Here is a 23,178-nt window from a genome sequence, read left to right as displayed (position 1 = left end):
AATGACTTGAATTTCAGCGATTCAGGTCAGTCGCCCGGTCGGCTAGGAGCCCAAACGCGATGCCCGGTTGACCTGGCTGCCACGGCGGGTATTTTTCCATGACTTGCTGAAACAGCAGCCCGGTCTCCCAGCAAACCAGCCACGCCTTCAGATGCGGCCACGGCTGGGCCACAAACCAGGCCGGGTCGGTGTGCGCAAACTGGCGAACAAAGGGCACGATGGCCATGTCGGCCTGGCTGGCCGCATCGCCGAACAGCCAGGCGTGGCGGCCAAAATTGTTACCGCTTAACCGGCTTTCAAGCTCCATCAACCAGCTGCCAGCGTCCGTCCGGTGCGCCTGGGCAAAGGCCTGCTCGTCGCCCGCATATTCGTGCCGGTAGCGGTTCGGGTATTTGTAGCGGTCCAGGTGCTGCTTGAACTCGCCGTCGTTGATGGCGATCAGCGCCTGCATGGCGGCCAGCGTTTTGTGATCCGCCGCAAGCCAGCCCTGCGGGTCGTTCTGCGCCAGTGCCCAGAGCATGATGTCCAGGCTTTGCTCGATCACCCCGCCGCCGGGCAACACCAGCACCGGCACTGTCGCCTTGGGGGAGGCGGTCAGCATGTCGGCGGGTTTGCTGCGCAGCACGACTTCACGCAATTCGCAGCGCAGGCCGCTGGCTGCGATGGCCAGCCGCGCCCGCATCGCATAGGGGCAGCGGCGAAAGGAGTACAGCACCGGCAGGGGCTGATGCGCTTCTAAAAAAGCGGGCAGGTCTGCCTTGTTCATGCTACTGGCTGCCCGGCTGCCGCACGCCAATGTGCGCTTGATGCCGCGCGGCGGCCAGTTCGACCTGGCGCTGGCGCTCGCGGTAGCCCTGCTTTTGCTCGTCGGTGGTGCGGGCATGGCAGTGCGCGCAGCTCACGCCGAGTTCATACAGCGGCGACAGGCGGTCTTTTGCGCTCAGCGGGTCGCGGCAGGACCGGCACAGCGTGAAGTCACCCGGGTGTAGCCCATGGCCGACCGAGACACGCTCGTCGAACACGAAGCATTCGCCCTGCCAGCGGCTTTGGGCCTCGGGCATGGTTTCAAGGTACTTGAGGATCCCGCCTTCCAGGTGGTAAACCTCGTCAAAACCCTGCGCCCGCATGAAGGCGGTGGATTTTTCGCAGCGGATGCCGCCGGTGCAGAACATCGCGACCCGGGGCTTCTTGCCATCGACCGGTGCCAGCGCGCCGCCTTCGGACATTTCCTTTTCAACCCAGGCGGGAAGTTCCGAAAAGCTGTGCGTGGCCGGGTTGATGGCGCCCTGAAAGGTGCCGATGGCGACTTCGTAGTCATTGCGGGTATCGACCAGTACCAGGCCAGGGTCGGCGAGCAGTGCGTCCCAATCCTGCGGCTTGACGTACTGGCCGGCCATCAGCGCCGGATGCACATCAGGCACGCCCAGCGTGACGATTTCCTTTTTCAGCCGCACCTTCATGCGGTGAAACGGCATCCGCTCGGCATGCGCTTCCTTGTGTTCCAGCGTGGCCAGGCGCGGGTCGCCGCGCAGGAAGCAGAGCACCGCATGCACGCCTTCGGGCGTTCCGGCAATCGTGCCGTTGATGCCTTCGGCTGCCAACAGCAGCGTGCCCTTGACGCCATGCGCTTCGCAGCACGCCAGCAGCGGTGCCTGCAGCGCGGCAAAGTCAGGCAATTCGACAAATTTATACAGTGCGGCGGTCAGGAAGTCGGGCGTGATCATAAGAAAAATCCAGGCGAAATAAGGTTGGGCGTGGTCGTGCCCCGGTGGGCCAATTATCCCGCCACCCCGGTTTTGTATCGCTGCGCCTTGCTTCTGGGGAAAAGGGCTTACAACAATTAATGCTGCATTGCAGCAAAATACAGCGAACGGCTGAGGAGCCGTGAGCCGGCGCATGGCGTTTGCGGCATCGGCCCCAGCCCAGCCCCCTGAACACTTCACAACGCCAAAGATCCCATGACAAAAAGTCTGACCAGCTTCTGGCTCAAGAATCTGCGCCGTGCCGGCAAGGCACAGCAGGCGCAGGGCCAAAAGCTCTTCAAAAGCCTGCTGATGACAGCGTCCCGCACACCCGCGGCCAAAAGCGTCAAGCCCGCCAAAGTCGCCAAGACCATTCGTTCGGTCACCCTGAAAACCGCCAAGGTGGTCAAGGCCGTGAAGTCGTCAGTCGCAAAAACCGCCAAGCCGCGCCGCAAGGCGGCTGCTCGGCCCGCCGCGCCAGTGGCCACACTGCTGCCGGTGCTGCCTGGAAGCTGGAAGAAATCATTCTTCAGCCTGCCGGGCACGGGGCTGGCGCCGGCACGCCGGATGATGTACTGGCTTTACCTGCCGTCGGGCGTTTCCAAGGGGCCGCTCCCGCTGGTCGTCATGCTGCACGGCTGCAAGCAGACCGCCACCGATTTTGCCGCTTCCACCCGCATGAACCAGCTGGCCGAGCGCAAGGGTTTTGCGGTGCTGTATCCGCAGCAGTCGGCCGCCGCCGACGCGAACCGCTGCTGGCACTGGTACCGGCGCGCCACCCAGCAAGGCAATGGCGATGTCTCGCTGATCGCCGAAATGATTGCGCAGGTGCGCGCCCGGCATCGGCTGGACACGACGCGAATTTTTGTGGCGGGGCTGTCGGCCGGCGCTGGATTGGCGGCCATCCTGGCCTTGCGCCATCCGCAGCTGATTGCCGCTGCTGGCCTGCATTCGGCGCCGGTCTTTGGCACCAGCGACTCGCCTATGAGCGGATTCCAGGCCATGCAGCAGGGCGCCGGCGTGCATCACAAGGAGGCGGTGCGCGAGTTCACCGACAGTAAGCTGCAGTTTCCCGGCATGCCGGTCATGCTGATCCAGGGCAAGAGCGACTCAGTGGTGCGCCGTGTCAATGTGGACCACCTGACCGCCCAGTTCTCCATCATTGACGCTCCCTGGATCACCAGCGCAGAACCGGCGATGCGCAGCTATGCCGGGCGAAGCAGCGGCCGGAGCCCGCGCCATGCCTACAAGACGGCGACCTATTACGCCGGCCGCAAGCCGATGCTGGTGAAGTGCGAGATTGACCTGCTGGGCCATGCGTGGAGCGGCGGCGAGGGCAGCCTGGACTACAGCACGCCCGAAGGCCCGGATGCGACGCTGCTGATGTGGAATTTTTTCTCGCGCCAGCAGCGCCTGCAGTCGGTGCCAGTGGTGATGTAGGCGCGGTGCTGGCCTGTCGGCATCCCTGTTTCAAGTCGAATAGGGTGTTAGCGCAATATCGGCGGATATTTACAGCTATCATTTTAGATGACGGAAAAATCCTGGCCTATTTGTGCCCGCCTGATCTTGCGGTCTTGAATGCGTTCCATAAACGGACAAGCACGGCCCTTGCCCTGTGCTTGAGCCGCCGTCCCAGGCGCCAGGGCCATGAAACGCGTACCTGCCTCAGCATCCGGTCCTTCCATGCTTTCCAGGGCGGGTAGGCACGCGAAAACCAGCCCAGTTGCATCAGGGCCGGTTCGGTCAGCTGGAACAGGCGTGCGGCCAGCGCCGTGCCTGCGATCTTTGCCGAAATTACCAGGCTCAGCCCCATGCCAAGGTGGCCCTTGCCCAGCAGGAAAAGCGCCAGCAGCTTGACGGGAACGAGCACAAGCACCGGGATGCCAAACGCCAGCAGGGCCGCCCAGGGCGGCAGGCGAATGATCAGCCGTTCGAGCTGCCGCCAGACGGGTAGTCGGCCCAGTGCCGCAAAGCCTGCGGCCAGGGGTTGCCAACCCCATTCCTCGAACAGCAGGAATAGGGCAAGCGGCGCGAGCGCGATGCCTTGAAGGATCCGTTTGAGAAGATTGATCAAACCGCATCAGCCATGCCTGCCATGGCCTATGCTTATCTGAACGTGGTGTTACTGTCGTTTGGGAGGGTGTGAGTGACGGTTGCAGCGCCGCGCTGCGCCAGGCGCTGTTCCAGCTCGCCCATGTAGGCGGCCAGGGTGTTGTCCGTCTGCTCCATGCGGGCCAGCAGGACTTGCTGCTGCTGGGCAAAACGGTCGGAAAGCACCGTTCCCGATGCGGTTTCGCGCTGCTGCTCGGCCAGCACCTGTGCTTCCAGGTAGGAACGCAGTTCGGTGAAGCGCGAGGCTTCGGCCTTGTCGGCCAGTTCGCGCTGGGCATTGAGTTCGCGGGTATGGGTGCGCGATTCAAGCACGTGGCGGCTCTGCATGTAGATGGTGCTGCCCAGGAAGATGACCAGCGCGAGCACAAGCAGCCCCAGCATTACCAGTCCCAAGGGCACATTGATGGTGGTGAATCCCAGGCTCAAGGGGCTGGGCTGGGTGAATACATCGACGTTCAGGGCGACGAAGCCGGCCAGCAGCAAGAGGGCGACAACCAGAAGAATGGTGCGAAAACGCATGGAGAACTCCCTTTTTGATTGCTATGAATGACGTGGACGCAGGTCAAAATTATGGGGGCACAGGCCTGTTTTGACTGTGGGACAATTCCGCCCTTTGGCGTCAGCAGGCACGGGAGGCGGCGCTGGCATCAAGCCGAAAAACCTCAACCCCACACCCCATGCAAAAAATCATTCGCCAGATCGCGGCCGAAATCAAAGTCCATGAACACCAGGTCAAGACTGCCGTGGAACTGCTTGACGGCGGGGCAACAGTGCCCTTCATTGCGCGCTACCGCAAGGAAGCGACCGGCGGGCTCGACGACATCGAGCTGCGCGAACTTGAACAGCGCCTGTCTTACCTGCGCGAACTGGAAGACCGCCGCGAAACGGTGCTGAGAAATATTGACGAGCAGGGCAAGCTGACGCCCGCGCTGCGCGCGTTGATCGAAGCGGCAGACACCAAGCAGGATCTGGAAGACCTCTACCTTCCCTATAAGACCAAGCGCCGCACCAAGGGCCAGATGGCGCGCGAAGCCGGCATCGAGCCGCTGGCCGACCGGCTGTTTGCTGATCCGTCACTCCATCCCTTGGAAGAAGCCCAGGCCTTCGTCAAGGCTGAAAAAAATGAAAGCGGCGACGACTTCACCACCGTGCAGGCGGTGCTTGACGGCGTGCGCGACATCCTGAGCGAGCGCTGGGCCGAGGACGCGCCGTTGGTGCAGTCGCTGCGCCAGTGGCTGTGGAGCGAAGGGCGGCTGTCGTCCAAACTGGTCAGCGGCAAGGACGAGAACCTGCTGGACAACGCCAAGTTTCGCGATTATTTCGACTACGACGAGCCGATTGGCCGCGTGCCGTCGCACCGCGCGCTGGCCGTGTTCCGGGGCCGGGGGCTGGAAATCCTGGACGCCAGGCTCGTGCTGCCGGTGCCGCCCGAGCCCGGCAAGCCAAGCATCGCCGAAGGCAAGATCGCACTGCACCTGGGCTGGAGCCACAAGGCGCGCCCGGCCGACGACCTGATCCGCAAGTGCGTCGCCTGGACCTGGCGCGTCAAGCTTAGTTTGTCGCTGGAGCGCGACCTGTTCACTAAGCTAAGGGAAGACGCCGAGAAAGTCGCCATCAAGGTGTTTGCCGACAACCTGCGCGACCTGCTGCTGGCCGCGCCCGCCGGGCCGCGCGTGGTGATGGGGCTGGACCCGGGCATTCGCACCGGGGTGAAGGTGGCGGTGGTGGACGCGACTGGCAAGCTGGTCGAAACCGCCACGGTGTTTCCGCATGAGCCGCGCAAGGACTGGGATGGCTCGCTGCACTTGCTGGCCAAGCTGTGCGAAAAGCACGGCGTGAACCTGATTGCGATTGGCAACGGCACGGCCAGCCGCGAAACCGACAAGCTGGCGGCTGATTTGATCAAAATCATGTCAAAAACGGCTTTAGCGCAGGCGGGGCATGCGCAAGCAGCTATCGAAAAAGTAGTGGTCAGCGAAGCCGGTGCTTCGGTCTATTCGGCCAGCGAATTCGCCAGCCAGGAAATGCCCGATGTCGATGTAAGCCTGCGCGGCGCCGCCAGCATTGCCCGGCGCCTGCAGGACCCGCTGGCCGAACTGGTCAAGATCGATCCGAAATCGATCGGCGTTGGCCAGTACCAGCACGACGTGAACCAGAGCGACCTGGCACGCAGCCTGAGCGCGGTGGTCGAGGACTGCGTGAACAGCGTCGGCGTGGACCTGAACACCGCCAGTGTGCCGCTGCTGGCGCGCGTGTCGGGGCTGAGCCAGACTGTGGCCAAGTCGGTGGTGCGCTGGCGCGATGCCAACGGCGCGTTTGCCAGCCGCGCCGATTTGCTCAAGGTGACGGGGCTGGGCGCCAAGACCTTCGAGCAAAGTGCGGGCTTTTTGCGGCTGCGCGGCGGCTCCAATCCGCTGGACATGACCGGCGTGCATCCGGAAACCTATTCGGTGGTCGAGAAAATCATGGCGCACACCGGCCGGCCCGTGGCCGAGCTGATGGGTCGCGCCGAGATGCTCAAGACGCTGAAACCCGAGTTGTTCGCCAATGAAAAATTTGGCGTCATCACGGTCAAGGACATCCTGGCCGAGCTGGAAAAGCCGGCTAGAGACCCGCGCCCGGACTTCAAGGTGGCGCGCTTCAACGACGGCGTGGAAGACATCCGGGACTTGAAGGAGGGCATGCTGCTCGAAGGCACGGTCAGCAATGTCGCGGCCTTTGGCGCCTTCATCGACATTGGCGTGCATCAGGACGGTCTGGTGCATGTGAGCCAGCTGTCCAACAAGTTCGTGACCGATGCGCGCGAGGTCGTGAAGACCGGCGACATCGTCAAGGTGCGCGTGACCGAGGTCGATGTGGCGCGCAAGCGCATCGCCTTGAGTATGAAGCTGGACGCCGCGCTGGCGCGCCGCGACGCCCCGCGCGACAACCGCTTTGAAGGCGCCCGGCCCGGCGCGCAAAACCGTGGCGGAGCGCGGCAGGGCGCGCCACAGCCAGAAAGCTCAACGGCGATGGAATCGGCGTTCAGCAAGCTGGCGGGTCTGAAAAAATAGCCTTGCGGTTTCTTTCTGTCATTGCGCGCTTGCCCCGCAATCTATAGCGCCCAAATCAGGTTGCACAGCCTGCGACTGGTGATGTTGCGGCGATGGATCCCGGGTCCCCGGATCAAGTCCGGGGCAGGCTCAGCCCGGGATGACCGCTTTACTTTTTGGCATGGCGCCCCAGCCACGGTCATAGGCGGGCTCAACCGGCCGGCGATCTCAGCGCTTCCAGCCTGGCCTTGAGGAAGCCGCCCGTGCCGTAGCGCGTCACGCGGCTGTAATAGTGCGCGCTCAGGCGCTGGACCATGGCCGAGTAGTCGTCGATCAGCAAGGGCTGGATGCTGAAGCTGTCGTAATTGACCACCGCCGCCACGCGCTCGCCCAGCGGCGCCAGCAGGGCTGTGAGATGCTGCTCGATGGCATCGATGTCCGACGCGCTGTCCACGGCCAGCCCTTCGAAGTTGATGAACAGCATGCCGTGCGCGCGGTCCAGCTCGAAGCGCTGGGCCAGCGGCGTTGCCAGCAGGCGATGGCGCAGTCCGATGGGCTCGCTTTGGAACAGCGCCGCATCCATCAGTTTGAGTTGCGGGCTGATGGCTGGCATGAAGTCCATCTGCGCCAGCACGCCCTGCTCCAGGTTGATGCCTGGCGCGATCTCGATCAGTTCGAGCCGGCCCTGGCCGCCATCGCCGCCATCGGGTTTCAGTTCGAACACGCAGCGCTCGGTGACATAGAGCACGCGCTGGCCGCGTTTGCATGCCTCGCGGCCGCTGAAGGTGCGGTGCTCGACCTGCCGGACAAACTTGCGCGTGGTGCCTTCGCGGTGGATATGCAGCCGCCCATCCTGCACGCGCACGTCCAGGTCGCCCGCCGTGAAGGTTCCCACGAACACAACGGTGGCTGCGTTCTGGCTGATGTTGATGAAGCCGCCCGCGCCCGCCAGCCGGGGGCCGAACCGGCTGACGTTGAGGTTGCCCTGGGCGTCGGCCTGCGCCAGGCCCAGCACCGCGATGTCGAGCCCGCCGCCGTCGTAGAAGTCGAACTGGCTGGGCTGGTCAATCACCGCCTGGGCATTGACCGCCGCGCCAAAGCTCAGGCCGCTGGCCGGTATGCCGCCAATCACGCCGGGCTCGGCTGTCAAGGTGACCAGGTCGATGATGCGTTCCTCAGCGGCCACGCTGGCCACGCCCTCGGGCATGCCGATGCCCAGGTTGACCACGTCATTGGCGCGCAATTCCAGCGCGGCGCGCCGGGCCATCACCTTGCGCTCGTTCAGCGCCATGGCCGGCAGCGAATCCATCGGCACCCGGATTTCTCCGGAATAGGCGGCGTTGTAGGCTTCGGAAAACGTCTGCATGTGGTGCGCCAGGTCGGTGGCCAGCACCACCGCATCGACCAGCACGCCCGGCACCTTGACGCTGCGCGGGTGCAGCGTGCCGCGCTCGGCAATGCGCTCGACCTGGGCTATCACGATGCCGCCTGAGTTGCGCGCCGCCATGGCAATCGCCAGCGCTTCGAGCGTCAGCGCTTCGCGCTCCATGCTCAGGTTGCCGTCGGGGTCGGCGGTGGTGGCGCGGATGATGCCGACCGAGATCGGAAAAGCCTTGTAGAACAGGTATTCGCGGCCGTCAATGTCCATCAGCCGCACCAGGTCCTCGGTGGTGCGGGCATTGATCTTGCCGCCGCCCCAGCGCGGATCGACGAAGGTGTCGAGTCCGACGTGGGTGAGGGTGCCGGGCTTGCCGGCGGCAATGTCGCGAAACAGGTGGGTGATCACGCCTTGTGGCAGGTTGTAGGCTTCGATCAGGTTGTCGACCGCGAGTTTTTGCAGGGCCGGCACCAGCCCCCAGTGGCCGCCGACGACTCGCTTGACCATGCCGGCATGGCCGAGGTGGTTCAGGCCACGCTTGCCGCCGTCGCCCTGGCCGGCGGCGTACACCAGCGTCAGGCTGCGCGGCGCGCCGTATCCAGTTTCCGCCTGGGTGTCCAGGAAGCGCTGCTCCAGCGCCACGGCAATGGTTTCGGCAAAACCGATGCCGACGAAGCCCCCCGTGGCCACAGTGTCGCCGTCGCGGATCAGGCGGACCGCGTCGGCTGCGCTGACAACCTTGTTGCGCCGGGCGCCGGTGGGGCTGGATTCGTTGAAGTGGTGGTGCATGCTGGTTTTCGCGGGCGGGGCTGGGTTCCCCATCATCCATTCATCCGCCCTGCAGGTGTCACCGGGAAAACCACGCCCTGCGCAGACGCGCCGTCGATTACATCGAATCTTCCAGCATGGCCTCGTAGTCCTGAACGCTGGCCAGGCGCGGATTGGTCAGGTGGCAATGATCGGCCAGCGCGCCTTCGATGATCTGGCCGAACTGCTCACGCCGCACGCCCATTTCAGCCAGGCCTGACGCCAGCCCGAGGCGGGCGTTCATGTCCTTGATCGCTTGGGCAATGTCGCCGCCCGAAGCCAGCCCCATGGCGCGTGCCATGCGGTCGAGGCGATGATCTTTCTGCACCGACTCGGCCTGGGCGTTAAAACGCACCACGGCGGGCAAAAACATCGCGTTCAGCGTGCCGTGGTGCAGGCGTGGGTCCACGCCGCCCAGGCTGTGACTGAGCGAATGCACGCAACCCAGGCCCTTCTGGAAAGCCATCGCGCCCTGCATCGATGCGCTCATCATGTTCAGCCGCGCCTTGCGGTCGCTGCCGCCCTGCGTGGCGCGCTCGATGTGCGACCAGCCGCGCTCCAAGCCATCGAGCGCAATGCCGTCGGCCGGCGGGTTGAAGGCCGCCGACATGAAGGTTTCCATGCAGTGCGCAATCGCGTCCATGCCGGTGGCTGCGGTCAAGCGGGCGGGCAGGCCGAGCGTCAGTTCGGGATCGCAAATGGCGGTTTTCGGCACCAGGTGCCAGGAATGAAAGCCCAGCTTGCGGTGGTCGCCGACAATGATGATGGCGCCGCGCGCCACTTCGCTGCCGGTGCCGCTGGTCGTCGGCACGGCGATCAGCGGGGCGACGCGCTCGGTGATTCTGGACGAGCCGCCTTCGATGGTGGCGTAACTCGTCAGCGGGCCTTCGTGCGTCGCGGCAATCGCCACGCCCTTGGCGCAGTCAATGGCCGAGCCGCCGCCGACGGCGATCAGGCCGTCGCAGCCGCTGGTCTTGTAAAGTTCGGCCGCCGCCAGCACCGCCGCTTCGGTTGGGTTGGAGGGCGTCTGGTCGAACACCGCCACGCTCAAGCCGGGCAGGGCGTCCAGTGCCTTTTGCAGGATGCCTGCCGCCTTGACGCCGGGGTCGGTCACGATGAGCGGGCGTTTGATGCCGACGCGCTCGCATTCCTGCTTGAGCAGCCTGATGGCACCGAATTCAAACTGGACCTGGGTGATGTAGTAGATGAAGGCCATGGCTGGGTGTCTTTCTGCGTTGTACGATGCGAAGCTGTTGACGTAATCCTTACTTTAATGGCTGGAGCCGACCTTGAATTACCAGCAAACCCTGACGGCGGCCACTTTGGCGACAAATCCTGTGGCGGCCGCCATGCCACCAATTTCTTCCAAACCGGTTTCCTGAATGCATTTCCGGCCTCCTGAAAGCCTGCTGACGCCGGCCATGCGCGATGTCCTGAACCGCATGGCGCGCGCCAATCGCCCACCGTTTCACACCTTGACGCCCGACCAGGCCCGCGCCGCCTACGAAGCCGGATCGGGCGTGCTGGAGCTTCCCAAGTTGGAGCTCGCGTGGGTTCGGGATTTCAGCATTCCGGTGCGCGATGGACATATCGTGCCCGCCCGGCTGTATGCGCCATCGACGGAGAAACTGCCAGTGCTGCTGTACTTTCACGGTGGCGGCTTCACCATTGGCAGCATCGCCACGCATGACGTGTTATGCCGCCAGTTCAGCCATCTGGCGGGCTGCGCCGTGGTGTCGGTGGATTACCGGCTTGCACCTAAGCACCAGTTCCCAACGGCGGCGCATGACGCCTGGGATTCTCTGCAATGGCTGGCCGGCCACGCCGCTGAACTGGGGCTTGATGCTCGGCGTCTAGCCGTTGGCGGCGACAGCGCAGGCGGCACGCTGGCCGCGATGTGCGCCCTGCAGGCCCGGAACGCCGGCCTGCCGCTGGCGCTCCAGTTGCTGTTTTACCCCGGTTGCGCGTCGCATCAGGACACCGCTTCGCACCGCAGGTTCGCCAAGGGTTTTGTGCTCGATGCAGCCGACATCACCTGGTTTTTCAACCATTATTTGCGCAGCCCGGCTGACCGCGAAGACTGGCGCTTTGCCCCGCTCAACGCGGACCATGTGGACAATGCGGCGCCGGCCTGGTTCGGGCTGGCCGAATGCGATCCGCTGTTCGATGAAGGGCTGATGTATGCCGACAAGCTGCGTGCCGCCGGTGTGCCGGTGGACCTGGAGATCTACCGGGGCGTGACGCATGAATTCATCAAGATGGGCCGCATCCTTCCTGAGGCGCGCCATGCCCATGCCGACGCCGCCCGGGCGCTGCGCCATGCCTTTCATTTAAAACATCGACCATGAAGCCAGATGATTTCCGGATGCTCCACTGCCTGCGCGTTCGCTGGGCCGAGGTGGACATGCAAAAGATTGTGTTCAACGCGCACTACCTGATGTACTTCGATACCGCCATCACCGATTACTGGCGTGCGCTGGCACTTCCCTATGAAGAGGCCATGACTCAGTTGGGCGGCGAGCTGTATGTCAAGAAGGCCAGCGTCGAGTACCACGGCTCCGCACGTTTTGACGACCGGCTTGACGTCGCGCTGAAGTGCGAACGCATCGGTAATTCATCGATGGTTTTTGCCGGCGCGATTTTCAAGGGCGAGGAATTGCTCATCACCTGTGAGCTGGTGTATGTGTTCGCCGACCCGGCGTCGCAGACCTCACGGCCCGTGCCACCGGGCCTGCGCCGCCTGATCGAGCGCTTTGAGGCGGGCGAGTCGATTCTTGAGGTCAAGCTCGGCGACTGGGCGGAACTGGGGCTGGCTGCCGCCGGAATCCGAAAGTCTGTGGTTGTGCAAGGGCAGGGCATTGCGCTTGAAAGTGAATGCGATGAAGCTGACCGTTCAGCCCTGCATGCCGTAGCGTTCAATGCCTTGGGGCAGGGCATTGCTTCAGGCCGGCTGGTCAGTCAAGGCAATGCTTCGGGCAAGATAAGCCGCCTGTCGGTGCACCGCGCCTTGCGCGGCGAAGGCATCGGCCACGCTGTTCTGGAAGTGCTGGTCGGCGCGGCCCGGCAACGCGGTGATCATGAAGTCATGCTGCATGCGCAACGCAGTGTCGAAGGGTTTTATCTGCGCGAAGGCTTTGTGGCGCGTGGAGAGTCATTTATTGAGGAGGGTATCCCGTACAGGGAAATGTTCAAAACGCTTTGAGGCAGCAGGCTGTATAGATGTTCAAAGGTGCCCCCTGAACAATGCCATTGTTCAGGGGGCTGCGTACTTAATTTTCAATTTGAATGTAATCTACAAATTATTAAAAAAATTTAGTATAAATCAAGGGCAGATATCGACAGAAATTTTGGATATGGAAGAGGGCTCATCAACAAATGAAAAAAGGTGAGTCTGCTCTGTCAGGTCGATTCGCAAAAGTTGTCTTGAAATTGAGCCTGACGCCCTGCCAGCCACCAGCACCGTGCTGCTGCGCGTGCCGTAGCCATGCTCTGGAAAATCGACAAATGCACTGGACAAGGCCGCTTCCATCGCCTCGGAAACCCCGGTTGTCGGCAAACTGTGAAATGGGACGCGTGCACGATTGCCTAGTGCCGTCCAGAGCGAGCGTTGCCATGAATCATCCTGCGAGTTGGCCTCGTCCGCCTTTTGCAACGACGCCATCAATGCGGTTTTCAACGCTAATGTCTTGGGCCATGGCGTATCAAGCGCTGCATTTGACAACCCGTAGACACCGGGCACCAGCGTTTCAGAATGCCAGCCTGAATCAGATGAAACCGATCTGTTCGTTATCCAGGTCCAGGCATTTCGCTGCACATCACCCAGCACCAGGTTGAACCCGCCGTACTGGTGCTTGTTTTTTTCAAGCAAGGCTGAAAATGCTGCGCCATCGCTGTGGCTTTCAAGCCAGCGTGTCACCAGTTCACCCCGCGAAAACGGAACAACCTTAGGCCCGGCTTCGCGCACATTGGTCAGAAATGCCACGCGCCCAGCCGGCGTTATTCCCAGCCAGGTTCCACCTGCGCGCAGATCGCGTCCTGAAATGATTTCCTGTCCGCAAGTCGTTTGCCACCGGTCAAGCGGCAGCGTCGGGCGGTCCAGGAATTCGTCACGGTTGGAGGCAATCACCAGGGGCCAGCGCTTTGATGCGCCGATGGCAAACGCAATCAGGCACATGCCCAAGCCTTTCGCGACATGGTTTCAGATATCTTCAAGTAAAGGGTAGGGCAGCGGCAACAAGGCCATGGCAACGCCTGTCGCACTGCCCAGCGTCAGACGCATTTCCCCGGAATGTGCCGCCGCATCCGCCGCCGCTGCGGTTTGAATCGACACAATCGCATCGAAACCGCCCGCCGGATGCGCAGCGCAGGCAGCCACCAGACCGCAGGGTTGCTCGCTGTCTTGCGCATGGAAGACTTCCTGCCCCGGCGCAGGCGCCGCATCTGCATCGGTATGCACCAAGTAGGCACGGCGTTTGAGCGTTCCGCGAAACTGGCTGCGGGCAACGATTTCCTGTCCGGGGTAGCAGCCTTTCTTGAAATTCACGCCGCCGACCGATTCATAGTTGAGCATTTGCGGCACAAAAGACTCGAAAACCGGCTGGCTGATCATGGCGATTCCCGATTGCACTTCAAGCCAGTTCCAGGTGTTCAGGTCGATGGGCTCGCCCTCGGGCGCCAGGCAACCGGTCGGCGCGCACCACATCGCCCGTGCCTGGCCTGCGCCGGGATAAAGAAAAATCAGGTTTGCATCATCAATATCGACTTTGGTCCAGGCAGTCTGAGCGCTGGCTGCTATAGGATCAATAGCGGTTCCAATGAGGCCATAAAGCAGAAAATCGTCACTGGCATCGCTGAGTTTTGCCTTTGCGCGCATGACAAACATCGACAGCCGCTTGAGCGTAGCTATCAAAAGATCGCGGCTGCACACCAGCAGGACTTCCTCTTCACTGCGCTTAAACAGCACAAAGCTGGCCTGCATCCGGCCCTTGGCATTGCAAAATGCCGCGAGCCGGGCCTGCGTCAGGTCCAGCAGCGCCACGTCCTGTGTCAGCTGGCCTTGCAGGAACTTGACAGCGTCTTCGCCGACGGCGCGAATGATTCCGAGATGCGTCAGCTTGACGACGCCAGAAATTGGTGGGGCTGAACGGGTCATGGTCATGAGGGATTCGCTGTAAGGTTGAAGATGGCCTGAATTATCATTGCCCGGTGTTTGGTGATGCTGATGTTGAAAAGGTAGCTGGGTTGTGCGTCGTGTTTTTACAAGTTTATTGATTCTGCTGTTTACCACAGCGCTGCTGCTATTTGGCGCGGCCCTGTGGTGGCTCCACGAGCCCATGCCGTTGCGGCTGCAGCCGGGAAGCCAGGTCGCAGACCTGGAAATTGAGCACGGCACCACGGCCAATGGCGTCGCTGACGCCGTGGTGGCCAGCGGCGCGAACGTGCCGGTGCTGCTGTTGCAGGCATGGTTTCGTTTGTCGGGACAGGCCCGGCTGATCAAGGCGGGTAGCTACGAAATTGTTCCGGGGACTTCGCCTAGACAACTGCTAAGCATGCTGGTTCGCGGCGAGGAAACCCTGAAAAGCGTCACGCTGGTTGAAGGCTGGACCTTTAGCCAGGTTCTGCAGGTACTACAAAAAGCAGAGCAGCTAATGCCCGACACGCTTGCGCTAAGCCCCGAAATGATCATGGAAAATCTGGGAAAGCCCGGAGTTCATCCGGAAGGCCGCTTTTTCCCTGACACCTACACCTACGCCAAGGGCTCCAGCGACTTGGCCGTGCTCAAGCGCGCTGCCCGCGCCATGGACAGGCGACTCGAAGCTGCCTGGAGTTTGCGCAGCCTTGAGACGCCGCTTAAGTCTGCCGATGAGGCACTCATCCTGGCCAGCATTGTCGAAAAGGAAACCGGTAAGCCCTCGGACCGTGGACAGATTGGCGGCGTCTTTACCAACCGCCTTCGCATCGGCATGCCCTTGCAGACGGACCCGACCGTGATCTACGGCCTGGGCGTCCGGTTTGACGGCAACCTGCGCAAACGCGATCTCCAGCAGGACACGCCTTATAACACCTATACCCGAACGGGCCTTCCGCCAACACCGATTGCCATGCCTGGCAAGGCCGCCTTGCTGGCGGCCGTCCAGCCGGCACCGACCAAGGCGCTTTATTTTGTCTCGCGCGGTGACGGCACCAGCGAGTTCAGCGAAAACCTTGACGGGCATAACCGCGCCGTCGACAAATACATTCGAGGCCGATAGATATGACCCCCACGCTTGTCGCTTCGCGTACTGCGCTGCCCCCCGAGGGGGCGCTGCGCCTGCGGCCCGGCGAAGCCGGTTCCGCGGCCCCTGCTGGTATGGAAGAGGCTTCTGCATTGCCTGACGCTACAAGTTCTGTGCTGCTCCCCATTGGGGCTGGCCCTGATGGAAAAAGCCTGGCGCGGCGGCCTTCGCATTCCCAGGGCTTGTTCATCAGTTTTGAAGGCATCGACGGCGCCGGAAAATCAACACACATTGAAGCCCTAGCCAATGCCTTCCGGTCCGAAGGACGGGCGGTCACGCTCTCGCGCGAACCGGGTGGAACCTTGCTGGCTGAAAAGCTGCGCAGCCTCGTGCTCGAAGAGGCAATGGACCCGCTGACCGAGTCGCTGCTGATCTTTGCGGCCCGGCGCGACCATGTGGTGCGCGTGATCGCGCCCGCGCTGCTGCGCGGCGAGGTGGTGCTGTGCGACCGCTTCACCGACGCGACCTTTGCCTATCAGGGCGCCGGGCGCGGATTTGACCTTAACGTGCTGTCAACGCTTGAGCGCTGGGTGCAGACCGATGAAGGCCTGCTGGGCGACCCGGCGGGCAATCAGCCAATGAAGTCCGAGGTTGACACGGTGATCGAGCCCGACCTGACGATCTGGTTTGACTTGCCGCCGGAGGACGCCGCCCTGCGCCTGGCGGGTTCGCGCGTTCCCGACCGGTTCGAATCGCAGCCGGTGGAGTTTTTTCGCCGTGTCGCGCAAGGCTACGCGAAACGCCAGCTCGGCCATGCTGAACGCTTCGCGCGGATTGACGCTTCCCGGGTGCGTGATGCTGTCTGGCAGTGCGTCCTGCAGGCAGTGGTTGAAAAAGGATGGTTAACAGCCACGACCCGATCATGAACACCCTGAATTCATCCGCCCATCCCGGCCGGCGCCTGGCCCCATGGCTGCAAACGCAGCTTGAGAGCCTGCTGACGCAGCGCGGCCATGCCTGGCTGCTGGGCGGACCGTCAGGGCTGGGGCAGTTCGAGCTGGCGCTGGCGCTGGCCACCGCATGGCTGTGCGAGCAGCCAACGGCGCAGGGCGCCTGCGGTCATTGCGGCAGTTGCCATGCGGTCGAGGTTCATACGCATGCGGACCTGTGCATGCTGCTGCCTGAAACCCTGTCGCTGTCGCTGGGCTGGCCGCTCGACGAAAAAACACAGGACGACCTTGATGGGAAAAAGCGCAAGCCCAGCAAGGAAATCAAGGTGGACGCGGCGCGCGAAGCCGTGTCGTTCACCCAGTTCACCCGCTCGCGCGGAACGACCAAGGTCGTTTTGGTATTTCCCGCCGAACGCATGAATCACGTCACGGCCAACACGTTGTTGAAAACCCTGGAAGAGCCACCAGGCGCGGTCAAGTTCATTCTTGCAACGGAAGCGGCGCACCAGCTGTTGCCGACGATTCGCAGCCGCTGCCTCGGCCACAACATGCTGTGGCCTGATTTTGAGCAGGCCTTGAACTGGCTTGGCAATGAAACGGCTCGACCGAACAGCACGGACAATAAGCCACAAAAATCGCTTCGTCCGCCAGATGCCGCTGACTTGAAGACGCTTTTGCGCAGAGCGGGCGGCCGGCCGGCGGACGTGCTCAACTGGGCGCAAAGCAGCCCAGCCGCAGAGACGGCGCAGCGATGGCAAGATTTCCCCAAAGCCATGCTGCGCGGCGACGTGGGTGCGCTGGCCGACTGGCCACCAGCCATGGCAGTAGATGCTTTGCAAAAGCTTTGCCATGATTTATGGGCTGTCCGGGTCGGTGCTGATCCCCGGTTTTTCACCGCCAAAGACTTGGCTGCAATCCCTGAAAGATCGTATGGCAAAACGGGCCGTGCGTTTCAAGAACTGGTTGAAACCGGGGCGCATGCGCTGGCAAGCTGGTCCAGGGACCTGAGCGCCATTGCGCGCACCGTGGATCGTCCTTACAACCCTGGGCTGCTGATTGAATCGCTGGTCAGCCGTGCAAAGACGGCGCTGACTGCCGCATGAGTCGGTATGCAAGCAATTCAGATTGCTGCAACTAATCGACAGCATTCCAATATTCATAAAGCAATCGCATGAGTACAAAACCCATTCCCAGTCCTGCTGCTACGGCATCCCGGCCCAGCATTGTCCAGTTGGTCATCAAGGCCGAGGCTGAACTTTATGCCGCCTACATTCCGTTATTCAAAGAGGGAGGCATTTTCATTTCGACAACTCGCGACTACAAGCTCGGCGATGACATTTATCTGTTGCTGACACTTCCAGAGGAAACGCAACGACATCCCGTCACGGGTAAAGTCGCATGGATCACTCCGGCCCAAGCAGCAGGCAATCAGACGCAGGGAATAGGCGTTCGGTTTCCATCAGACGAAAAATCGCGCATGCTCAAAGCTAGGATTGAAGAGGTCCTGGGCGCAAGCCTGGCTTCCAATCGGCCCACAAAGACTATTTGAATCTTATCTACATATTTTAATTTATCAATGTTTACTGATTCACATTGCCACCTGAATTTTCCAGAATTGATGGCAAACCTTACAGAAATCAGACAGGCCATGCAGGAAGCTCAAGTCAGCAGAGCATTGTGCATCTGCACCACGCTGGAAGAGTTCGACGCCATTCATCAGCTAGCTGCTGCCTACGACAACTTCTGGTGCACGGTTGGAGTCCATCCTGACAATGAAAATGTGCAGGAACCAGGAATCGAGGACCTTCTCAAGCGTGCAGTGCTTGAGAAGGTTGTGGGTATCGGCGAAACAGGCCTTGACTATTACCGTCTGGGTGAGCGAACGGTTGCTGACATGGAATGGCAACGCGAACGCTTCCGGGTGCATATCCGGGCTGCTCACCTGACCGGAAAACCTCTTGTTGTCCATACCCGAAGCGCTTCAGATGACACGATTGCCATTTTGAAAGAAGAAAGTGCTGATGCCCAAGAGGGCAGGCAGGTGCGCGGTGTTTTCCACTGCTTCACGGAAACCCTGGCAGTAGCGAGAGCCGTCTTGGACCTTGGCTTTTACATCTCTTTTTCAGGCGTAATCACGTTTAAAAATGCAGGTGACATTCGGGAGGTTGCACGCTTTGTGCCGCTTGACCGGCTGTTAATCGAGACGGACAGTCCCTATCTAGCCCCGATGCCTTATCGGGGAAAAACCAACAACCCGTCTTATGTGCCTTTTGTGGCGAAACAACTTGCAGAAATCAGACCGGAATCGCTTGAAGTGATTGCCAACGCGACCAGCCGAAATTTTGAGCAGCTTTTTACTGGTGTAAATGCATGACGGATTTCTTTGCTGAATTTACTAGAAAACTTTGCCTTTTATTTTTTCTTGTGGGTAACGGCGCAGCGTGCGCGGGTTCCTTTGAAGATTTCTTTGATGCCATCAGGCAGGACAACGCTGGAAAAGTCAGTGAGTTGCTTTCCAAAGGATTTGATGCAAATACGACTGATCCAAAGGGCCAAACCGGCCTGTATCTTGCCTTGCGAGAGCCGTCGCCGAAAACTGCCCAGGTTTTGATTGAATGGCCAAAAACCAATATCAACAAGCTCAACTTACAGGGAGAAAGCGTCTTGATGCTGGCAGCGCTCAGAGGACAACTGGAGTTGGCGGACAGGCTTATCAAAAAGGGGGCCGATGTGAACAAAACAGGCTGGACGCCGCTGCACTACGCAGCCAGCGGGGGCCATGCTGCGCTGATTGGCCTGTTGCTTGAGAACAGCGCCTACATCGACTCAGAGTCGCCCAACGGCTCCACGCCCTTGATGATGGCCGCCATGTATGGCTCTGAAGCATCGGTAAAAATATTGCTCCAGGAAGGCGCTGATCCAAATCTCAGAAATCAGCAAAAACTCACGGCATTGGATTTTGCCCAGCGCGGAAAAAGGCCGGATGCCGTGGAAGCGATTGCTGCAGCGATAAGAAGCAAACGGCCGGCTGGACGATGGTGAAAGATTGACTCTGGTATCTTCCACGATGTATATTATGTTAAGCTATATGCTATATGCTATTAAAGCTGATGGTCTTTTTCCGACAGCGTCGCAAACAACCGCTTCATCTTCACCTCGATGTCTTGCCCATAACCCGTCTGTGTGCCCATCCCAGGATTTTACGTGCCTCACCTACCGCTTCAAAAACTATCGGGCAACGCCGGATTTTGATCCGGTCTGGGAAGTTATTTCTGGCCGCATCCTTATCGTTTACGAATGCTACGAATCCGCTTGAACTTTGACTGCAGAAATTTCGATCCTGCTGTTTGCCCAGCCTCCCCGCTGAGTAAAGCCTCTGTCAATCGTGCAACAGTATTTTTACTATCGTCCAGTTGCACCGTCAACAACGCTTGAATTTCATTTGAACTTGAATCAGAAAGAGCGAATGTTTCCCGGAGTGAATGAAGATCGGCTGATTGAGCCGCGTACAGTGCTTGGGCTTTTGCCTGCTCTTTCTCGTTAGTCTGAATTCTTTTTTGCAGCGAAAATTTTTCTTCGGCAAATAGCTTCCCAGCTATTTGGGTTTCGCTGGACATTTTTTTTATTTCCTGCCTGGCACGATCGATTTCTTCAAGCAACCTATGTTGCATAACCTGGGTGCGCTCTTCAATTCTCTGTCGTTCCTGGTGGTAATCGTCAGTTACTTGCTGATGTCGGCGCATTTCTGAGTCCCGCGCTGTTTCAGTTTCAGCTAGTCTGGCGTGAAGGTTTTGAATTTCCGCATCACGCCTGCTTACCATATGCTGCACTTCACTCAACCTTGCAAGTGCATCTTCAGTACTATTTCTTGCTGAATTGACAGCTTCCTCAAGCGCCTGTTGTTTCACCGCGCGCACCTGCTCTCTTTGGACAAGTTCGGCCTCGCGTTCTTGCAGCGCCTCGGTGGCCTGCGTCAGATCAGCTTGCGCTTGGACGATCTCTAATGCGGCTCCTTCACGGCCTTTTGTCAAAGCGACTTCCCAAGCAACTTTGAGCGCCTGTTGAAGTGCCTTTGGAACATGGTCGGACGCATCTTCTTGCTTATTGACTCCAAGTCGAGTGGACAACGTCGCGAACCACGTCTCCAGCATCGGGCTGACCGTGTTTGGCGATCCCCGGCCAATTTTTTGACGGACACGCTCGATGGTGGGCCTGAGGCCATCCGCTATCAGGCTATCTGCGGCCAACCACACATCTTCCTGTTGAACACCCCTGCTGCTAAAACTTCTGGATTCCATCTAATTTTCCCAATGCTATATTTACCCTCGATAAAAGAATGTTATCGAGGTTTAATTTAATTAATTGTTATACATCGTACATTTTATGTATGTTTTTATAGAAAAGCTCTAAACTTATGCAAATCACCCTTGACACCCATATTTCTGCTTTAAATCCGTCTGTACTAGATGTCGCAGCCCAAAACGCAGTCGAGGATTTACTGCGGGAAGGTGAGTCCGAAAATACTCTTTCAAGTTACCGCAGCGCACTAAAGTACTGGGTAGCGTGGCATGTGATGCGCTACGGTTGTCCAATACAGTTACCTGTGCCTGTATCTTCGGTTTTGCAGTTCATAGTTGATCATGCACAGCGCGTTACTGAAAAAGGGCTGGTGTCGGAACTCCCCCCTTCAGTTGACATGGCACTCGTCAATGGCGGCTACAAGGGAAAACCAGGGCCGCTCTCCCACAACACTTTGGTGCACAGAATTGCAGTTTTGTCCAAGGCTCACCAGATTGGCGAAAAGACAAATCCCTGCCATGACGCCAAGATAAAGGAGCTGCTTTCTCGCATACGCAAGGCGTATGCGAAACGTGGCGTCCTTCCTAATAAAAAAGACGCACTTACCAAGGATCCACTCCAACTGATTCTGGCTAGCTGTGATGACAGCCTTCGCGGCCGTCGGGACCGTGCGTTGCTACTCTTTGCCTGGGCCAGTGGGGGACGACGGCGGTCTGAAGTTGCCAATGCGGACATGAAATTTTTAAAACTTATCCCCAACGGATTTAGCTATACCCTGGTTCATTCGAAAACTAACCAGACTGGGCGGGAACGGCCGGAAAATGAAAAACCGCTGTTAGGAAGTGCTGCAACCGCAATGACAGCATGGCTTCAAGCCTCAGGAATTTTTGAAGGTCTTATCTTCAGACAGGTCCGAAAAGGAGGACAACTTGGCCCGGCGCTCGCAGCAGCCGCTGTACGTGACATCGTGAAATACCGTTCTGCCCTTTCCGGTGTGGAAGGCAATTTTTCAGCACACTCACTTCGCTCCGGGTTCATCACAGAAGCGGGTCGTCAAAACATGCCATTAGCCGAAACCATGGCGATGACCGGGCATCAAAGTGTCGCAACAGTGGTCGGTTACAGCCGCGCAGGTGCTGTATTGTCAAGCCAGGTAGCCCGCCTTTTTGATGGTTCCTTATAAGCAAATTTTTCATTAAAAGTGTTTCAATTTACTTACTTGTTGGCCGCTGCGAAAGATAGTGTTTGTAGAGCGAAAAATATTTTCACCAAAGCTTAGGTCTGTTACTGGCAAACTTGGAAAATGATAAAAATTACCAATTCTATTTTTAAAAAAACTTTGCTGCTGTTGCTACGTGCGTCTGCAATCCTCGCCTGCGCCCATATTGGAAATGCTTTTTCGCAAGTAATTTCGACCCCGAACGACGAGTCAAGTTCTGCAGCGTTACTTGAAAGGTATGCGATGCTGAAACCGCAGTTGACGCAAAATGTTTACCACCGTCCTTTGGTTTTTGAATCAGCCGATAACGGCAGTAAAGTGACCAGCGACATTTACGCTGTTTTAGACTCGCCTTTTAATACGGTAACTGCAACCTTTATAAAGCCTCATCTTTGGTGCGAAGTACTAATACTGCACCTAAACACCAAGTACTGCCAGGCAAGTCCTGAACTAGTCAAGCCAGCTAGGCTTTTAGTTAACATAGGAAAAAAAACGCCCCAACAGCTCGGCGACACTTTCGTTCTCGAATTTTCTCATCGTGTTGCTGTTGAAACATCTAAATATCTAACAGTCGAATTACACGCAAATAAAGGTCCTTTGAATACTACTGCTTATCAGCTTCAACTGAGTGCTATCTCTTTGCCTGAAGGAAAAACGTTTATTAATCTTAGTTATTCCTATGAGTATGGTTTGGCGGGAAAACTGGCTATGCAGACTTATCTTTCCACCCTGGGTCGCGGTAAAGTAGGTTTCACCAAAGTGATGTCCGATGAAAAGTCTGTTTATGTCGGAGGAATGCGCGGCGCCGTAGAACGAAATACCATGCGTTATTACCTTGCAATAGAGGCTTACCTCGTATCGCTTAAGCACTCTCCGATGCAATCACCAGAGGCAAGATTGCAATACTGGTTCGATGCAACCGAAGAGTATCCCCTGCAGTTACGTGAAGTTGACCGCTCCAGCTATCTGGCGATGAAAAAGGATGAATATCAACGCCAGCAAGCTAGCCAACTTAGAAATCGTTAACTCAGTAACTTCTACTCACCGCTATCGACTCTTACAGCCTGCGGCTGTGGCGTTGTTGCATAAATCCCCGTGATGGCGAAGCATCCCCCTGGCCCCCATTTTTTAGGCAACCTGACCTTGCCCCTGAAAAACGTATCCCTTGCTGAGTGGTTCAATTCAGACAAGGAAAACGGAAATGGCAAAAATATCAAGAGCGCGCTACACGCTCGAATTCAAGCAAGAGGCGGTTAGGCTGGTCGAGGGTGGACAAACTATTGCTGCGGTGGCCAGAACGCTGGGGGTGGTTGACCAGACGCTGTTCAACTGGGTGAAGGCGCATAAGGGGCATGGCCGCCATGGACAGTCAAACCCGGGCCGATCTGCTAGAGATCATTGACGACCGGGCCAGCCAGCGCGCC

21 protein-coding genes and 1 pseudogene are annotated in these 23,178 nt (G+C 59.2%); 13 read left to right on the top strand and 9 right to left on the bottom strand.

The features are described from left to right. Nucleotides 1-13: 13 nt before the first annotated feature. Nucleotides 14-766 (bottom strand): glutathione S-transferase, encoded by a 753-nt coding sequence (locus ACP7AD_RS08825; protein WP_426146306.1) that lies wholly within the window; start codon nucleotides 764-766, stop codon nucleotides 14-16. 1 nt (nucleotide 767) lies between these two features. Beyond that, complete coding sequence (locus tag ACP7AD_RS08820; RefSeq protein WP_426146307.1) at nucleotides 768-1,724, bottom strand: rhodanese-related sulfurtransferase; 957 nt, start codon at nucleotides 1,722-1,724, stop codon at nucleotides 768-770. A 234-nt stretch (nucleotides 1,725-1,958) separates the two neighbouring features. On the opposite strand from ACP7AD_RS08820, the gene ACP7AD_RS08815 reads away from it, so the two are divergent. Then, a complete protein-coding gene (locus tag ACP7AD_RS08815) occupies nucleotides 1,959-3,182 on the top strand; it encodes an extracellular catalytic domain type 1 short-chain-length polyhydroxyalkanoate depolymerase (RefSeq protein ID WP_426146309.1) in 1,224 nt (407 codons plus the stop codon). 106 nt (nucleotides 3,183-3,288) lie between these two features. Here ACP7AD_RS08815 and ACP7AD_RS08810 read toward each other — a convergent pair whose 3' ends face one another. Next, a complete protein-coding gene (locus ACP7AD_RS08810) occupies nucleotides 3,289-3,816 on the bottom strand; it encodes a hypothetical protein (protein ID WP_426146310.1) in 528 nt (175 codons plus the stop codon). A 32-nt stretch (nucleotides 3,817-3,848) separates the two neighbouring features. Next, nucleotides 3,849-4,373, bottom strand: coding sequence for a hypothetical protein (locus tag ACP7AD_RS08805; RefSeq protein ID WP_426146311.1), 525 nt, complete (start codon nucleotides 4,371-4,373; stop codon nucleotides 3,849-3,851). 158 nt (nucleotides 4,374-4,531) lie between these two features. On the opposite strand from ACP7AD_RS08805, the gene ACP7AD_RS08800 reads away from it, so the two are divergent. Next, nucleotides 4,532-6,907, top strand: coding sequence for a Tex family protein (locus tag ACP7AD_RS08800; protein WP_426146312.1), 2,376 nt, complete (start codon nucleotides 4,532-4,534; stop codon nucleotides 6,905-6,907). 190 nt (nucleotides 6,908-7,097) lie between these two features. Here the strand turns inward: ACP7AD_RS08800 and ACP7AD_RS08795 are convergent, their stop codons facing one another. Together ACP7AD_RS08795 and ACP7AD_RS08790 are read right to left on the bottom strand one after the other, a co-directional pair. Beyond that, on the bottom strand, nucleotides 7,098-9,053 hold the full coding sequence (locus ACP7AD_RS08795) for an acyl CoA:acetate/3-ketoacid CoA transferase (protein WP_426146313.1): 1,956 nt from the start codon (nucleotides 9,051-9,053) through the stop codon (nucleotides 7,098-7,100). Between the two features lie 97 nt (nucleotides 9,054-9,150). Continuing rightward, complete coding sequence (locus ACP7AD_RS08790) at nucleotides 9,151-10,287, bottom strand: iron-containing alcohol dehydrogenase (protein ID WP_426146315.1); 1,137 nt, start codon at nucleotides 10,285-10,287, stop codon at nucleotides 9,151-9,153. Nucleotides 10,288-10,453: 166 nt separating this feature from the next. On the opposite strand from ACP7AD_RS08790, the gene ACP7AD_RS08785 reads away from it, so the two are divergent. Next, the gene (locus ACP7AD_RS08785; protein WP_426146317.1) at nucleotides 10,454-11,419 is read left to right on the top strand and encodes an alpha/beta hydrolase; all 966 of its coding nucleotides are present in this window, start codon (nucleotides 10,454-10,456) and stop codon (nucleotides 11,417-11,419) included. Next, complete coding sequence (locus ACP7AD_RS08780; RefSeq protein WP_426146319.1) at nucleotides 11,416-12,273, top strand: YbgC/FadM family acyl-CoA thioesterase; 858 nt, start codon at nucleotides 11,416-11,418, stop codon at nucleotides 12,271-12,273. The genes ACP7AD_RS08785 and ACP7AD_RS08780 overlap by 4 nt, the downstream gene beginning before the upstream one ends. Nucleotides 12,274-12,393: 120 nt before the next feature. On the opposite strand, the gene ACP7AD_RS08775 is transcribed toward ACP7AD_RS08780, so the two are convergent. Together ACP7AD_RS08775 and ACP7AD_RS08770 are read right to left on the bottom strand one after the other, a co-directional pair. After that, nucleotides 12,394-13,245: an NRDE family protein gene (locus tag ACP7AD_RS08775; RefSeq protein ID WP_426146321.1), complete on the bottom strand. Its 852-nt coding sequence runs from the start codon at nucleotides 13,243-13,245 to the stop codon at nucleotides 12,394-12,396. Between the two features lie 24 nt (nucleotides 13,246-13,269). Continuing rightward, nucleotides 13,270-14,229 carry a YgfZ/GcvT domain-containing protein gene (locus ACP7AD_RS08770; RefSeq protein ID WP_426146323.1) on the bottom strand — a complete coding sequence of 320 codons (960 nt, stop codon included), beginning with the start codon at nucleotides 14,227-14,229 and terminating at the stop codon, nucleotides 13,270-13,272. Nucleotides 14,230-14,314: 85 nt separating this feature from the next. On the opposite strand from ACP7AD_RS08770, the gene mltG reads away from it, so the two are divergent. The 6 genes from mltG to ACP7AD_RS08740 all read left to right on the top strand — a co-directional run bounded on the left by mltG (nucleotide 14,315) and on the right by ACP7AD_RS08740 (nucleotide 19,278). After that, a complete protein-coding gene (gene mltG, locus ACP7AD_RS08765; RefSeq protein WP_426146324.1) occupies nucleotides 14,315-15,322 on the top strand; it encodes an endolytic transglycosylase MltG in 1,008 nt (335 codons plus the stop codon). Between the two features lie 176 nt (nucleotides 15,323-15,498). After that, on the top strand, nucleotides 15,499-16,212 hold the full coding sequence (gene tmk / locus ACP7AD_RS08760; protein ID WP_426146346.1) for a dTMP kinase: 714 nt from the start codon (nucleotides 15,499-15,501) through the stop codon (nucleotides 16,210-16,212). Beyond that, nucleotides 16,209-17,339, top strand: coding sequence for a DNA polymerase III subunit delta' (locus tag ACP7AD_RS08755; protein WP_426146326.1), 1,131 nt, complete (start codon nucleotides 16,209-16,211; stop codon nucleotides 17,337-17,339). Before tmk ends, ACP7AD_RS08755 begins: the two co-directional genes overlap by 4 nt. A 68-nt stretch (nucleotides 17,340-17,407) precedes the next feature. After that, nucleotides 17,408-17,785 (top strand): PilZ domain-containing protein, encoded by a 378-nt coding sequence (locus ACP7AD_RS08750; RefSeq protein ID WP_426146327.1) that lies wholly within the window; start codon nucleotides 17,408-17,410, stop codon nucleotides 17,783-17,785. A 27-nt stretch (nucleotides 17,786-17,812) separates the two neighbouring features. Next, nucleotides 17,813-18,610, top strand: a complete 798-nt coding sequence (locus ACP7AD_RS08745) for a TatD family hydrolase (protein WP_426146329.1) — start codon at nucleotides 17,813-17,815, stop codon at nucleotides 18,608-18,610. Next, nucleotides 18,607-19,278, top strand: coding sequence for an ankyrin repeat domain-containing protein (locus ACP7AD_RS08740; protein WP_426146330.1), 672 nt, complete (start codon nucleotides 18,607-18,609; stop codon nucleotides 19,276-19,278). The genes ACP7AD_RS08745 and ACP7AD_RS08740 overlap by 4 nt, the downstream gene beginning before the upstream one ends. Before the next feature lie 242 nt (nucleotides 19,279-19,520). On the opposite strand, the gene ACP7AD_RS08735 is transcribed toward ACP7AD_RS08740, so the two are convergent. After that, nucleotides 19,521-20,534, bottom strand: a complete 1,014-nt coding sequence (locus ACP7AD_RS08735; protein WP_426146332.1) for a DNA-binding protein — start codon at nucleotides 20,532-20,534, stop codon at nucleotides 19,521-19,523. A gap of 116 nt (nucleotides 20,535-20,650) precedes the next feature. Between ACP7AD_RS08735 and ACP7AD_RS08730 the strand changes: the two genes are divergently transcribed. The 3 genes and pseudogenes from ACP7AD_RS08730 to ACP7AD_RS08720 all read left to right on the top strand — a co-directional run. Further along, nucleotides 20,651-21,718, top strand: a complete 1,068-nt coding sequence (locus ACP7AD_RS08730; protein WP_426146334.1) for a tyrosine-type recombinase/integrase — start codon at nucleotides 20,651-20,653, stop codon at nucleotides 21,716-21,718. Nucleotides 21,719-21,838: 120 nt separating this feature from the next. Further along, entirely contained in the window at nucleotides 21,839-22,780 is a 942-nt protein-coding gene (locus ACP7AD_RS08725; protein WP_426146335.1) for a hypothetical protein, read from the top strand. Between the two features lie 175 nt (nucleotides 22,781-22,955). Continuing rightward, nucleotides 22,956-23,102: pseudogene (locus ACP7AD_RS08720) on the top strand (transposase); the annotation flags it as partial. Nucleotides 23,103-23,178: the final 76 nt, after the last annotated feature.

Source organism: Polaromonas sp. DSP2-3-2b2, assembly GCF_049895905.1.
In the GTDB taxonomy this organism is placed as follows: Bacteria; Pseudomonadota; Gammaproteobacteria; order Burkholderiales; family Burkholderiaceae_C; genus Polaromonas.
The sequence above is the reverse complement of the archived record's forward strand: the minus strand, read 5'-3'. Positions and strand labels throughout refer to the sequence as shown.